The sequence below is a fragment of the Nocardia grenadensis genome (assembly GCF_050942415.1).
Taxonomy (GTDB): Bacteria; Actinomycetota; Actinomycetes; order Mycobacteriales; family Mycobacteriaceae; genus Nocardia; species Nocardia grenadensis.
Genome location: NZ_CP192054.1, coordinates 1,160,586 through 1,173,564, shown reverse-complemented (window position 1 = coordinate 1,173,564; position 12,979 = coordinate 1,160,586). Strand labels below are relative to the sequence as shown.

The 12,979-nt window shown below is 67.6% G+C and carries 15 protein-coding genes; 6 read left to right on the top strand and 9 right to left on the bottom strand.

Annotated elements, in window-relative coordinates:
• Window positions 1-471: 471 nt before the first annotated feature.
• Complete coding sequence (locus tag ACQPYS_RS05235) at window positions 472-984, top strand: hypothetical protein (RefSeq protein WP_063041201.1); 513 nt, start codon at window positions 472-474, stop codon at window positions 982-984.
• Between the two features lie 5 nt (window positions 985-989).
• Window positions 990-1,805: an alpha/beta fold hydrolase gene (locus ACQPYS_RS05230; RefSeq protein ID WP_431940625.1), complete on the top strand. Its 816-nt coding sequence runs from the start codon at window positions 990-992 to the stop codon at window positions 1,803-1,805.
• A gap of 19 nt (window positions 1,806-1,824) precedes the next feature.
• Here ACQPYS_RS05230 and ACQPYS_RS05225 read toward each other — a convergent pair whose 3' ends face one another.
• The 3 genes from ACQPYS_RS05225 to ACQPYS_RS05215 are packed head-to-tail and all read right to left on the bottom strand — an operon-like array spanning window position 1,825 to window position 3,510.
• Complete coding sequence (locus tag ACQPYS_RS05225) at window positions 1,825-2,682, bottom strand: helix-turn-helix domain-containing protein (RefSeq protein WP_063041197.1); 858 nt, start codon at window positions 2,680-2,682, stop codon at window positions 1,825-1,827.
• Window positions 2,679-3,200 carry a DUF6879 family protein gene (locus tag ACQPYS_RS05220; RefSeq protein ID WP_063041195.1) on the bottom strand — a complete coding sequence of 174 codons (522 nt, stop codon included), beginning with the start codon at window positions 3,198-3,200 and terminating at the stop codon, window positions 2,679-2,681. Before ACQPYS_RS05220 ends, ACQPYS_RS05225 begins: the two co-directional genes overlap by 4 nt.
• The gene (locus ACQPYS_RS05215; protein WP_063041193.1) at window positions 3,181-3,510 is read right to left on the bottom strand and encodes a hypothetical protein; all 330 of its coding nucleotides are present in this window, start codon (window positions 3,508-3,510) and stop codon (window positions 3,181-3,183) included. Before ACQPYS_RS05215 ends, ACQPYS_RS05220 begins: the two co-directional genes overlap by 20 nt.
• Window positions 3,511-3,725: 215 nt before the next feature.
• Between ACQPYS_RS05215 and ACQPYS_RS05210 the strand changes: the two genes are divergently transcribed.
• The gene (locus tag ACQPYS_RS05210; protein WP_431940558.1) at window positions 3,726-4,055 is read left to right on the top strand and encodes a hypothetical protein; all 330 of its coding nucleotides are present in this window, start codon (window positions 3,726-3,728) and stop codon (window positions 4,053-4,055) included.
• A gap of 28 nt (window positions 4,056-4,083) precedes the next feature.
• Window positions 4,084-4,992, top strand: coding sequence for a phosphotransferase (locus tag ACQPYS_RS05205; RefSeq protein ID WP_433491832.1), 909 nt, complete (start codon window positions 4,084-4,086; stop codon window positions 4,990-4,992).
• A 32-nt stretch (window positions 4,993-5,024) separates the two neighbouring features.
• Here ACQPYS_RS05205 and ACQPYS_RS05200 read toward each other — a convergent pair whose 3' ends face one another.
• The 5 genes from ACQPYS_RS05200 to ACQPYS_RS05180 form a co-directional block, all read right to left on the bottom strand.
• Window positions 5,025-6,161 (bottom strand): ABC transporter substrate-binding protein, encoded by a 1,137-nt coding sequence (locus ACQPYS_RS05200; RefSeq protein WP_433491831.1) that lies wholly within the window; start codon window positions 6,159-6,161, stop codon window positions 5,025-5,027.
• Between the two features lie 48 nt (window positions 6,162-6,209).
• On the bottom strand, window positions 6,210-7,076 hold the full coding sequence (locus ACQPYS_RS05195; protein WP_433491830.1) for an ABC transporter permease: 867 nt from the start codon (window positions 7,074-7,076) through the stop codon (window positions 6,210-6,212).
• Window positions 7,073-7,879 (bottom strand): ABC transporter ATP-binding protein, encoded by an 807-nt coding sequence (locus ACQPYS_RS05190; RefSeq protein ID WP_433491829.1) that lies wholly within the window; start codon window positions 7,877-7,879, stop codon window positions 7,073-7,075. The genes ACQPYS_RS05195 and ACQPYS_RS05190 overlap by 4 nt, the downstream gene beginning before the upstream one ends.
• 68 nt (window positions 7,880-7,947) lie before the next feature.
• Window positions 7,948-9,144: an amidohydrolase gene (locus ACQPYS_RS05185; protein ID WP_433491828.1), complete on the bottom strand. Its 1,197-nt coding sequence runs from the start codon at window positions 9,142-9,144 to the stop codon at window positions 7,948-7,950.
• A gap of 20 nt (window positions 9,145-9,164) precedes the next feature.
• The gene (locus ACQPYS_RS05180) at window positions 9,165-9,908 is read right to left on the bottom strand and encodes a sulfite exporter TauE/SafE family protein (protein WP_433491827.1); all 744 of its coding nucleotides are present in this window, start codon (window positions 9,906-9,908) and stop codon (window positions 9,165-9,167) included.
• A gap of 199 nt (window positions 9,909-10,107) precedes the next feature.
• Here ACQPYS_RS05180 and ACQPYS_RS05175 point away from each other — a divergent pair, with 199 nt between their 5' ends.
• Together ACQPYS_RS05175 and ACQPYS_RS05170 are read left to right on the top strand one after the other, a co-directional pair.
• Window positions 10,108-10,776, top strand: a complete 669-nt coding sequence (locus ACQPYS_RS05175) for a GntR family transcriptional regulator (protein WP_218020827.1) — start codon at window positions 10,108-10,110, stop codon at window positions 10,774-10,776.
• A gap of 56 nt (window positions 10,777-10,832) precedes the next feature.
• A complete protein-coding gene (locus tag ACQPYS_RS05170) occupies window positions 10,833-12,146 on the top strand; it encodes an amidohydrolase family protein (RefSeq protein ID WP_431940565.1) in 1,314 nt (437 codons plus the stop codon).
• Between the two features lie 4 nt (window positions 12,147-12,150).
• Here the strand turns inward: ACQPYS_RS05170 and ACQPYS_RS05165 are convergent, their stop codons facing one another.
• The gene (locus tag ACQPYS_RS05165) at window positions 12,151-12,957 is read right to left on the bottom strand and encodes an ABC transporter ATP-binding protein (protein WP_433491826.1); all 807 of its coding nucleotides are present in this window, start codon (window positions 12,955-12,957) and stop codon (window positions 12,151-12,153) included.
• Between the last annotated feature and the right edge of the window lie 22 nt (window positions 12,958-12,979).

Genomic DNA, 12,979 nt, shown 5'->3' with positions numbered 1-12,979 from the left:
GGCGACCAACATAACCAATGGTCATACGCGATTCTTCCGCCCACCGGCGCCGAATGCGGCCCGATCGGGCCCCGATCCCGTTTGTGCGCGCAGCACGAGAGCGCGCCGATGTTTCATGACGGCGGCCCATAGGCGACGCTGTCGGCCCGCTTTACGATGACAGTGCCAGGTCCGATCGAGCACACGACGCGTTTCCCCATTCGTGTGCTGCCACTGGGATTCCGGCACCGATCGGAGTTCGAGATGCTGTGTGGTGGAGAGACGCGACGCCGGTGATACCCCAACCGGCCGTGGGATCTCCCTCGGACCCCCGCCGGTTCATTCCACATCGAATCCATCGCGAAAGTACGACTCACGAATGCACGTTCAGCTGTATCGCGCGCCCGGAAATGGATGCTCGTCGGTCCACGGCTGCGCTGAAAGTTCCCGGACCGCCGTGCCGCGCCCGTCGCACACCACCCCGAGGAGGGGGTGACCGTGCGGTGGTCCCAGCCCGGCTCGGGCGCATCGTGCCTGCCCACGGCCACCGAGTTGCTGTACGCGGTCGGCGGTCGGCGCGCCGAGGGGCCGGTGTGCAGTCTCGCCTCGGCCTTGTCGGAGTCCTATCGGCTCGAAGCGGGGCTCGCCGGAATCCGGCTGCAGTCGCGCCGGCGCACGCTGATAGGCGAGATCGACGCCTGGAGTTCACGGCATCTGCCCGTGCCGGCCGCGGGTACCCGCGTCTACGAACGCACCCTCGGCGAACTGATCGATGTGATCGCGGCCGGCGCCGCCCGCGCGTTCCATCTGTTGCGGCACGACGATCCGGCCGGTGAGCTCATGCACTTCGAATGGACGCGCCTCGCGGAGTTGCAGCTCGTCTACCGCGACCTGGTACACGATGTCGAGAGTGGCCGCTGCTGCCTTCCGAGCGGACCACATCTCCGGGTGGTCGGCGATCGGATGCCGTATCAGCTGCCCATCAGGACGGGAGAATCGAATTGAGCGGGATGGATCGGGATATCCCCACCGGGTTGGGCACGCTCCGCGTCCGGGTCACCGGCGCCGGCCCGGCGATGCTGCTGTGGCCGAGCCTGCTCATGGACCACACGCTCTGGGCCGGTCAGGTCGCGTATTTCTCCGGGCGGTTCACCACTGTCGCCATCGACCCGCCGGGTCACGGCGCCAGCACCCCGCTGGACCGGCCGTTCACCTTCGATGAATGCGCGCACACCCTGCTCCAGATCCTCGATACGCTCGAGATGGACCGCGCGCACATCGTGGGGAATTCCTGGGGCGCCATGATCGGCACAACCTTCGGCGCGCTCTATCCCGAGCGAGTCCTGACCACCGTGCTGATGAACGGCACCGCCTCGCCGGCCGGGACGCGGCAGCGCCTCGAATACGGCGCCCTGCTCGCACTCGCGCGCGTCCTGGGTGGATTCCGGGGGCCGCTCGTGCACGCCGCACTCTCCGAGTTCCTGGGTCCGGACACGATGCGGGCCCGGCCGCAGGTGGTCGAGCAGGTGCGACGCACCGTGCGCGCCAACCATATCGGGTCGGCGGCGCACGCGGTCCGCAGCGTGGTCATCCGCCGTCCGGATCAGCGCGAGCTCGCCGCCTCCATCCGCACACCCACCCTGGTCGTCGGGGGCCGGCAGGATGCGACCTTCCCGCCCGCCGAGGTCGAAGAAATGGCACACGCCATTCCCGGTGCCGAGCTGGCGTTTCTGGAGGACGCCGCCCATCTGGTGGCTTTGGAAGTACCGGACGCGGTGAACGCCCTGGTCGACGATTTCCTCCGGCGCCACGCACCACACGGCTGAACCCGGCCGCGTGGGCGGGTCACGAACGACCGGCCGTCCCGATGTCCGCGGTGCGCCCGCGCTGCGCCTTGTGGATCAAACCCCGCGCGCCCTCCCCCGTCACCGACTGCCCGGCCAGAGCGTCGAACGCCCGCCCGTACACATCGATCTCGCGCGGCTGGGTGATGGTGAGTTCGGCGGCGGTCCCCTCGACCATGACCAGCCGATTGTCGAACATGGCGAAATTCGTCGATACCACCAGTGCTTCGGCGGTGAACGGAACGATCCCGATGGTCACCCGGGGCATGCCGATCAGGGAGGACAGCCGATCGAGCTGGCCGGTCATCACCACATTGTCACCGACCGTGGTGTAGAGGGCCTGCTCGGCGATGAGGAAGTGGAACAGATGACCGCGCTGGTACAGGATGCGCTGCCGTTCCATCCGCTTCGATACGGCGTTCTCGACATCGTCGGGGATGCGGTGGAATTCGATACCGCGGCGCAGTTTCGCGGCCGCGTACGCCGCGGTCTGGAGCAGCCCCGGCACGATTTGCGGCTGGAAATCACGGATATGGGTGGCCGCCGCCTCCAATTTCAGCGATTTCTGCTGCCGGCGGCCGAGGCCGGTGCCGAGGATCTTGCGCCATTCGAGGTAGGCGACCTCAATGGTGTTCGAGGTGGCCAGCAGGTCCGGTAGCTGGTCTTCGGCGCCGCAGTGGCGGCAGTAGGCGCGGATATCGTCGTCGGAGGGTCTGATCCGGGCGAACTCTATTTTGCTCACCTTGGATTCGTGCCAGTCGCAGAGTTGTGCGAGTCTGCGGTTGGTCAGGCCGGCCTGGCGCCGCAATTCCCGCAGCCGTGCCCCGAGAGCTTCTCGCGCGTCGTGCACTTCGTTCATCTGTCGACATATTCCGTGTAGGGCGTTGCCATGTCCCAGAGCCGGTGTTTCACGCACCGGGCGTACTGGATGATTCCCCGGTCGGTCGTCACCGCGAGACCGGCGGGTTTGTCGTATTCGTCGACCAGGTTGTAGACGACGCGATCGTCATCGATCAACCACCAGTCGTCCGAGGGCACGTCACCGGCCAGATGTCGCGGAACGTACCGGATATCCTCGCCCGCGTCGGTATTGGTGCCGGTCACCGAGAGCAGCCAGCGGTGATAGTCGCTGTGCGGCACCGACACCACGCGGACCCGCCGTACCGTGACACCCCGGCCGGTGGTCTCCCGGATCAGCGTGTTCCAGCGATCCTTCTGATCGTCGGGGAGGGCGGGCCGGCCGTCCATGAAGCGACCGAGCCGGCCGGTTTCGGACGGGACGGCGTAGAAATCGCGGACCTCGAGATGGAATGCCTCGGAAACGCATTCGCGGAGGAGCGCGGCCCAGTCCGGCGGCTCATGCGGAAGATAACGCACCGTAGAACGTCCTTCTGGTCTTCGGGACTTCGATCGCGACCTCGTCGGGTGCCAGATCGAGCTGCTCCAAGATCTCACGCTCGGCGACCGGACGCCCGGCGAGGGTGAACGTTCCCCGGCCGGTATCCTGCATGGGCGCGCCGATGAAGGTGTCGGGTTCTGTGTAACCGAGTAGCAGATGGGGGATCTCGACGGTGGCCGGCCTGTCCGTCTCCCATCCCTGGACCAGATAGCTTCCCTGATCGGTCGTGTACAGACTGGGGCATCCACCGAGATCCGAGCCCCCCTTACCGAGAAACCGCAGACGCATACTTCAACCCCTGTTCGATGGTTAGCACGAGTTTTCTCGCGCTTCGTACATGATGCACTTTTCCGCTGAAAGCGGGAAAACAGCACAGCGTAATTGTGCAAACTCGTGCTCACTGCTCGCCATGATCGGCCTGCAGTCCTTACCGTCGATTCAACCCGTCGCGCCCGATAACCGTGCCGGGAACCAGTTGTGCGGGCCGGCCATACGACCAAGGGGTGAGCATGCGATTCGAGGTGAAGGTGAGCAGATACGAGGACCGATGGCTCATCTCCGCACCTGCGTTCGGTGTCCGGAAGATCGTGGACGAGGAGTCCGCCATCCGGAGTGAGGCGTATCGGCTGATCGCTCGATGTGGCACCGCGCCGGGGGATTTCGAGGTCGAGCTCGTAGTGGGCGCGGGTCCCGATATCGCGGTGATGGGCAGCGATACGTCCGCGGCGGGCGAAGTGCACGGCCGGAGCCTCTTTCCGCGCGATGCGTCGGTACACGAGATCCGGGCCGGTCTCCGGCGCGCGGACGAGCCGCTGGTCGACGACGGCTTCTGACACGGTCGCGGGGTTCTGGAGTCGTCGCATGGGTTTTCGGGACGGCGAGCGCGTCGTGGACGTCCACGGAGTCGTGGCCGGGCAGCTGCCCGACTACGGGATCGACTCGGTGGCGCTGCTCGGGGAGGGGCAGGACAATACCGCCTACGCGGTCAACGGCGAGTTGATCGTGCGTTTCGCCAAGGAACCCGATCCCGCGAGCCGAGCCGCGCGGGTGATCGATGAATCCGACCTCCTGGCCGCTGTCGCGGATATCTCGCCGCTGCCGGTTCCCGAGCCGTGTTTCCGAGTGCCCGAGCAAGGTTGCCTGGCGTACTTCGCACTCCCCGGCCGACCGCTGATCGAACTGTCCGCGGCGCGGCGATCAGCCCATATGCGACCGATCGCCGCGGCGCTCGGTCGATTCCTCGCCGCTCTGCACACCGCTCCGGTCGACCGGATGGCCGAGCTGGTGGACACCGACGACGAGCCGAAGGAATGGTGGCTCGCCGAAGCCACGGAGATCTACGAGACGGTCGCCCACGCGGTCCCCCGCGAGCACCGGCCGGCAGTGGAGGTATTCCTCGGAACGACGCCCCCGCGGGACCGCTACGACCCGGTGTTCTCCCACAACGATCTCGGGATGGAACATGTTCTCGTGGAACCGGTTGAAGGAACGGTTACCGGCGTCATCGATTGGAGCGACGCCGCGATCGTCGACCCCGCCTATGACTTCGGCCTCCTTTACCGTGACCTCGGCCCGGCCGCCTTGGACACCGCGTTGGGCAATTACCGGAACGCTGCCCATGATGTGCGGGCGATCCGGGCACGTGCTGCCTTCTATGCCAGATGCAGCCTGCTGGAGGATATGGCCTATGGGCTCGAGCACGGGCGAAACGAATATGTCGACAAGAGCCTCGCGGCATTGACGTGGTTGTATCCGCCCGCGACCGATTGACCCGGCCCTTCTTCGGGCGCCGCGCTCCGGCTTCAGGGTTTCGCCACCGCCGGTAGACCGATAGCGGGATCGATGAATTCATTGGTCACGAGATCCGCGGCGGTGAGTCCGGCGGCGATTGTGTCGCCACGTTTACGCAGGATGGGGGTCACGGCGTCGATCACCCGGTTCACCCTCGCCTCGTCGAAATCGCCGAGGGTACTGTCCGGGCCGTTACCGACAATTTTCTCCGCCACCTGCACCTTCACCGAATCGGTATTACCGGCGGCGGTCATCGGCGGCCCGTCGGGAATGGTGTCGGCGATACGCAACAGCGCCTGGTTCACCGGTTCGGGATTCGCGATGTAATCGACCTGCGCCTGCTGCAGCATCGGAACCAGCTTCGTCAGGCAGGGCCGCAGGGCGTCGAGTTCACCGGCCCGCACCGACCAAGCGTGCGGATAGATCTCATAGCCGGATTCGTGGACGAGCAGATAGTCGGTGGGTTTACGCCAGCCCTCGACATCGTGTTCCCAGCGGAAGGGCTCATTGGACACATAGCCCTGCTGCATCACGCGACCGCGCTCGGCGACGAAACGGCTCGGTGTGCCGTCGAACGAGGCATCCGCCTGGTCCGGGCGCACATAGTCGTTGGCGGTCAGATAGTCCATGAAGATCTTGCCCTCGCTGTACACCACGGGGGCGCCGGTGCCGGGTACATCCTGCCACGATCCGACGTGATAGGTCGCCGGATCCCACATGATGATCTGCGGATTCACATCGAGCGAGGCGAATACACCGGTCACCGGGAATTCGGCCTGCGCGCGGACGGCATCGTCGGTGGGAACGAACCCCAGGGTGATCGACGTGTCCTGGTACATCTGCGCGGGCACCGGCTGGCCGCCCAGGAACGGGCCACCGAGCCGGACCTCGACATTGATACCGGTATCGCCGAGCGGCCCGACGTAGGAGCCCTTGGTGACGTCCACGGTGCCGTCGGGGCCGACCAGCTGGAACGCGGCGGCGCGTTCCGGGGTGGCGTACCAGTCCGTCTGGATCACGACGGTCGACGGGCAGAACCCGGCCAAGGGGCCCTCGCCGGTGGGTTCCGGGACCGAGCTCGCGCCTCCACAGGCAGTGAGCAGTGCGGTACCCGCGAGAGCGGTGAGCGCGGATAGTGGTTTCTTCATGACGATTCCTGAGGTCAGCGGTTGGTCGGGCAGAAGAGGTCGGGAAAGTCAGTGGCCGCGGCGGCGGCCGTGCGCCCGCTCCACGCGGACGGCCAGGAAATCGAAGAACCAGAACAGGATCAGCCCGGCCAGCGAGGACAGCAGCAGCGCGGTGAGCAGTTCCTCGGTGGCCAGCCGCTGCCGGTAGACGTCGATCATCCGGCCGATACCGGGTTCGCCTTGGCGGAAGAAGAAATCGGCCACGATCGAACCGATGATGGCCATCCCGCCGGAGATCTTGAACCCGGAGATCATCGCGGGCAACGCGGTGGGCAACTGGAGTTTGCGCAACCGCTGCCACCGGCTCGCGCCGTGCAGGGTGAACAGATCGTGTTCGGCCGGCGCGACGGCCTTCAGCCCGAACAGGGTGTTGGTGACGACCGGGAACAGCGACACCATCACACAGACGATCACCCGGCTGCCGAATTCATAGCCGAACCAGAAACCGAACAGCGGGACTACGGCCAGGATCGGAATGGTCTGCAGGATCACCGCGTACGGATACAGCGAGTACTCCGCCCACCGGGCCTGGCTCATCGCGACCGCGAATCCGACACCCAGCACCATCGCGACGACCAGTCCGCTCAGCGCGACCAGCACCGTGGAACCCAGCGCGGACAGGATCTCCGACCGCACCGCTGTGTCGAGCAGTCCTTCAGCGATCACCTCGTCGGGGCCGGGGAGCAGGAAGCGCGATTCCGGCGCGATCAGATAGTGGCTCGCGAAGTACCAGAGGCCCGTGACGAGTACGAAAACCACGACGGGGGCGATGATCCGCACGGGTGCCGTCCGGCGCCGGCGGGTGCCCGCCAGCTGATTCGGCCTGGCCTGTGGAGCGACCGTCGGGGCGGCGGTATCCGCCGCGACCGTGGTCATGCCGCTACTCCCTGTTCGGCGGTGTGCAGGGCGGCCGAGACCGCGCCCGCGATCTCGGCGAATTCCGGGGTGTAGCGCAGCCCCGGTTCCCGCGGAAAGTCCAGGGGCACCGGGATATCGGCGGCCACCCGGCCCGGTCGGCCGGTGAGCACGACGACCCGGGTCGACATGAACACCGCCTCCGGAACCGAATGGGTGACGAATACGCCGGCGAAGGCATCCCGGCGGAAGAGGCCGCCCACTTCCTCGTTGAGCCGCTGACGGGTGATCTCGTCGAGTGCCCCGAAGGGTTCGTCGAACAGGAACAGTTCCGGCCGCAGGGTGAGCGCGCGGGCGATGGAGGTCCGCATCCGCATACCGCCGGAGAGCTGGGCGGGTTTGTGTTTCTCGAATCCGGCCAGGCCCACCCGATCGATGGCGTCCAGTGCCGCCGCGCGCCGTTCCTCGCGGTCCACCCCGGCCAGTTCGGCGGGCAGCTCCACATTGCGTAGCACGGTCCGCCACGGCAGCAGGGTCGCCTCCTGGAAGACGTACCCGAGCTGCCCGGTGGCCACGTCGACCGCGCCGGAACTCGCTGCCTCGAACCCGGCCGCCAGCCGTAGCAGGGTCGATTTTCCGCAGCCGGACGGACCGACGAGGGAGACGAATTCACCCGGGCGGACGGTGATGTCGATATCGCGCAACGCGGCGGTCCCGTTCTCGAAGACCATCGACACATTCCGGAACGCGAGCGCCGAGTCCGGCTCGGTCGTATACGCTACCGACCCCGCCGGGGACGGCACCGAGATAGCCTTTGTCCTCATGGAACAGTTCTATCGGCTGCGCATTGCCGATCGCGGTCGCCGGGATTACACCCCTGTTTCGTATACGATCAATCGATCAGTTGCCCGTCGCGCGCCACCATCCGGCCGCCCTTGAAGACCAGTTTCCGGGCCGGCACACCGACCACTGCCGCCGCGGGGGTCGCGGCGTCGACCGTCACGAGATCGGCCCGCGCCCCCACACCGATACCGTGGTCGGCCAACCCGAGAACCCGCGCGCCGCCGAGAGTTCCGGCGGCCAGCGCCAGTTCGATCTCCTCGTCCGCGAGCAACCGGTCGCGGAAGGCGACGGTGCTGATCCGGCGCAACATATCGCCGTCACCGTAGGGCGTCCACAGGTCCCGGATCCCGTCGTTGCCGAGCGCGAGAGTCGCCCCGGCGGCGTGCATCACGCGCAACGGGACCACCGGCGCGTCACCGACCGCACAGGTCACCATGGCCACACCCGCTTCGGCGAGCCGGTCGGCGATCCGCCGCTGCTCGTCGGCCGGCAGGGCGCCCATCGCGTAGGCGTGACTGATGGTGACCCGCCCGCCCAGACCCGTGGCCATCGTCCGTTCGATGATCAACCCGAATTCCCAGGCGCCGAGGCTGCCGCCGTCGTGCAGGTGGATATCTATCTTGGCGCCGTAGCGTTCGGCCAGCCCGAAGATGATGTCCAACTGGCCGGTCGGATCGCCGTCGAATCCGGCGGGGTCGATTCCACCGACCACTTCGACGCCGCCCGCCAGCGCCTCGTCCAGCAGTTCCGCGGTCCCCGGCCGGCTGACCAGGCCGCCCTGCGGAAAGGCGACCAGTTCGACGTCCACCCGGCCGCGGTGCCGATCGGCGGCGGCCCGCACCGCCTCCACCCCCGCCAGCCCGACCGAGGGATCGATATCGATATGGCTGCGCACGTGCGCGGTGCCCCCTGCGATCATGGTCGCGAGTAGTGCGGCGGAGTAGTCGGTGTGGGGGATGCCGAGTTCGGCGCGACGGCTCTCGCCGTTGGCGATCCGGCCGGCCAGCGAGCGCCCGCCGGTATTGGGCACCCAGGGGCCGCTCCACAGGGTCTTGTCCAGATGACAGTGGGTATCGACGAACCCGGGCAACACCAGCGCGCCGGCCAGGTCGAGGGTTTCGACGCCGACCACCTCGAGGTCCGCGCCGATCTGCGCGATCCGGCCGTCGCGCAGCAGCAGATCGGCGGTTTCCAGTGGTTGCCCGGGTATCCAGGGGCGCCCGTCGCGCAGTAGCAGATCGGTCATGGTTCCTTCTTTCACCCTGGTCATGTGAACAACATCGCGATGCCCGCACCGGCACCGAAGACGATCACCACGGCACGGAACGCGCCGGGGCGGAGGAGGTCGGCGATCTTGGCGCCCACCATGCCGCCGAGCAGGCAGGCCGGGGCGAGAACCGCCACCGACAACCAGTCGACCGGCCCGAACACCGCGACCGCGACCGTGGCGGTGGTGGAGACGGCCAAGGTGAGCACACTCTTCAGACCGTTGAGCAGGTTGACCGACGCGTCGATCCCGAGGGCAAGCACGGTCAGCAGCACGATCCCCATTCCGCCGTTGAAGTACGCACCGTAGACCCCGCCCAGGAACACACCGGCGAAGAGCGTGAATCGGGAGTCGCTGCCCCTTTCGGCGAGCCGCCGGGAGATGAGCGGCTGGGCGGCGAACAGGGCGGTCGCCGCCAGGACGAGGTAGGGCACCAGGGCGGTGAACACCTCGGGCGGTGCGGCGAGCAGCGCGACCACGCCGCCCAGGGCACCGGCCATACCGACCACGATCAGCCGGGGCAGCAGACTGCGATGTTCGGTCAGCCGGGAACGCAACGCGGCGGCGCCCCCGAGGTAGCCGGGCCATACAGCGACGGCATTGGTCACGGTCGCGGTCACCGGCGGCAGACCGGCGGCCACGAGAGCGGGGAACGAGAGCAGGCTGCCGCCGCCGGCGATGGTATTGCACACACCGGCGCCGAAACCGGCCACGAGCAGCAGCACCGCATACACGGGGTCCATGACGTCCTTCCGATCGACACCGAGACCGGATCGTATACGAAAGTTATGGCATTCGCCGGGCGTGTGTCACCGGCCACTGCGGAAACACGCCGTTCCCGGCGGACCTTCGACGACAACCGGCATGGTTTCCTGGTATCCAGGTGGAGTGCCGAGCGGCGGATCGTATGCGACCGCCCGCCGATCCCGAACCGAGGACAAGGTGGACAGCAAGAACCCGCGGATGAGCAAACAGCAGGTGTGCCGCGCCATTCGCGACGACATCATCCGCGGCGTATTCGCACCGGGTCAGCGGTTGACCGAGGACACCCTCGCCGAGAGCTACGGGGTCTCCCGGGTACCGGTGCGGGAAGCCCTGCGCACGCTGGAGGCCGAGGGTTTCGCCTTTTCGCGACCCTACGCCGGAACCTTCGTGGCCGAGCTGACCGAGGACGAGGCGGCCGATCTGCTCGAGATCCGCGCCCGGCTGGAACCACTGTGCGCGAGCCGGGCGGCCCACCGGCGCACCCCGGAACAGCTCGGCCGGCTCAAAGAACTCACCGCACTGGGGCAGGAATCGGTGCGCTCCGGCCGGCTGGACGATCTGACCAGGCTCAACAGTCGCTTCCACGAGGTACTGGCGGAGGCATCGGGCAGCAGCCTGCTGGCGGGTCTGATCACCCAGCTCGGCTGGAAGATCGCCTGGGTGTACGCGGTCGAACTACCCCGCCGGGCCACCGACTCCTGGGACGAGCACGAACGGATCTGCGCCGCACTCGAGGCCCGTGACGCGGAGCTGGCCGAGCGGCTGGTCACCGAGCACATCGCCCACGCGACCACCGCCTACCGGTTGCGGCACCTCCCCTCCACGCCCTCGGGCGCCGGTTCGTAACGTTCCCGAAGCATTACGCGGGGGCACTGGAAACACCCGGGTCGTATACAACCGGTGTGACTGTTTCGGACCCCGAGGTGGCCAGGGCGCACGCGTCGCCACTCGACCGCACGGATCTACTGCTGCGCGACGCGCGGATCGACGACGAGACCGCACCTGTGGACATCGCCGTCGCGGACGGGGTGATCACCGCGATCGGCCCGGCACTCCCGCGCACCGCCGCGACGGAGATCGACTGCGCGGGCCGCGTGGTGATACCCGGCCTGGTGGAATCGCATGTACACCTGGACAAGGCGCTGCTCGACGCCGAACGCGCGAACCCCGACGGCACCCTGGCCGGAGCCATAGCGATCACCGCGGAGCTGAAGCGCGATTTCACGGCCGCCTCGATCCGGGACCGCGCCCGGCGCGTACTCGAACAGGCGATCGGCAACGGCACCACCGCCCTGCGGGCACATCCCGATGTCGACCCCATCGTCGGCCTGCTGGGCGTGCACACGCTGCTCGAGCTGCGGGAGGAATTCCGCGGCCGGATAGATCTCCAGATCGTGGCGTTCCCCCAGGAGGGGATCCTCCGGGCGCCGGGCACCCTCGCCCTGCTGCGCGAGGGCCTGCGTGACGGCGCCGATGTGATCGGCGGCTGCACCTACAACGAGGAGTCGGTGACCGAATGCCGGCGCCATATCGATCTCGTCTTCGACCTGGCCGCCGAGTTCGGGCTCCCGGTGGACCTGCACGCCGATTTCGCCGATGACACCGCCGACCCCCGTTTCGCACTGGCCGATTACATCGCCGAGGTCACCGATCGCACCGGAATGGCGGGCAGAGTGACGATCGGCCACGCGACCTCACTCGCCGCCCGCACCCCCGCGGATCGACGCCGGGTCCTGTTCCGGCTCGCCGACGCGGGCGTGGCCGTGGTGCCGCTCCCGGCCACCGATATGTTCCTCGGTGGGCGCGGCGATACGGCCAATATCCGCCGCGGTATCGCACCCGTACGGGAGCTGTGGGATGCCGGAGTACGGACCGCGTACTCCTCCAACAACATCCGTAACGCCTTCACCCCGTACGGCAACGCCGATCTGCTCGATATCGGCCTGTTCCTGGCCCAGACCTCGCATCTGGCCGGCCCCGCCGAACTGACCCGGGTGCTCGGGATGGCCACTTACGAGGCGGCCGCGGTGATCGGTATCGCCGGCGACTACGGGTTGCGGGTGGGCGCGGCGGCGGATCTGGTCGTCCTGTCGACCCGGCGTGTGGCCGACGCGCTGCTGGACCGCCCGGACCGCTGCTATGTCGTGAAAGCGGGCCGGGTCGTCGCGCGGACGACCCGGACCCGGGAGCTGCTACCGGCGATACCGGTCCGATGACGATTCAGGTGGCCGCCCGGCCGCCCTGGTGGATCAGCGCGTCGATCCGGCGCTTGTAGTCGTTGAACTCCGGTGCGGTCGCCTCGCGTTCGCGCGGGAGGTCGATGGTGACGACCTCCCGCACATGCCCGGCGGTACCGTGCGCCGTGCCGCCCGCCATGACCACCACCCGGTCCGCCAGGTACACCGCCTCCTCCACGCTATGGGTGACGAATACGATCGTTACCCCGGAATTCCGGTGGATACGGGCGAGTTCGGTCTGCATATCGCCGCGAGTGAGGGCGTCGAGCGCGCCGAAGGGTTCGTCCATCAGCAGGAGCGCGGGCCGGTTGGCCAGCACACGGGCAATGGCGACCCGCTGCTGCATACCGCCGGAGAGCTGGTGCGGGAACGAATCGCGGACCCGGGAGAGTCCGACGGTCGCCAGCGACCGGTCGGTGGTCTCGCGGATATCGTCGCGGGTCATCCTGGCCTGTTTGGGCCCGTAGGCGATGTTCTCGGCGACGGTGAGCCACGGGAACAGCCCGTAGTCCTGGAATACGACGCCGCGGTCCGGGCCCGGACCGGTGACCGGTTCCTCTCCCACCGAAACGCTTCCGTGGGTGGCGTTCTCGAAGCCGGCGAGAATCCGTAGCAGTGTCGATTTACCGCAACCGCTGGCGCCGACCACACAGACGAATTCCCCGGCGGCGATCTCGAGGCTCACCCCGTCGACCGCGAAACCGGCGGTGGCGGAATACCGTTTGCCCAGGTTGTCGAGCACGATCCGGGCGGGCCGGTGCGGGCGGCGGCGGGTGGAGTAGATCTTCATATCATCACCTGATCCGGAAGAA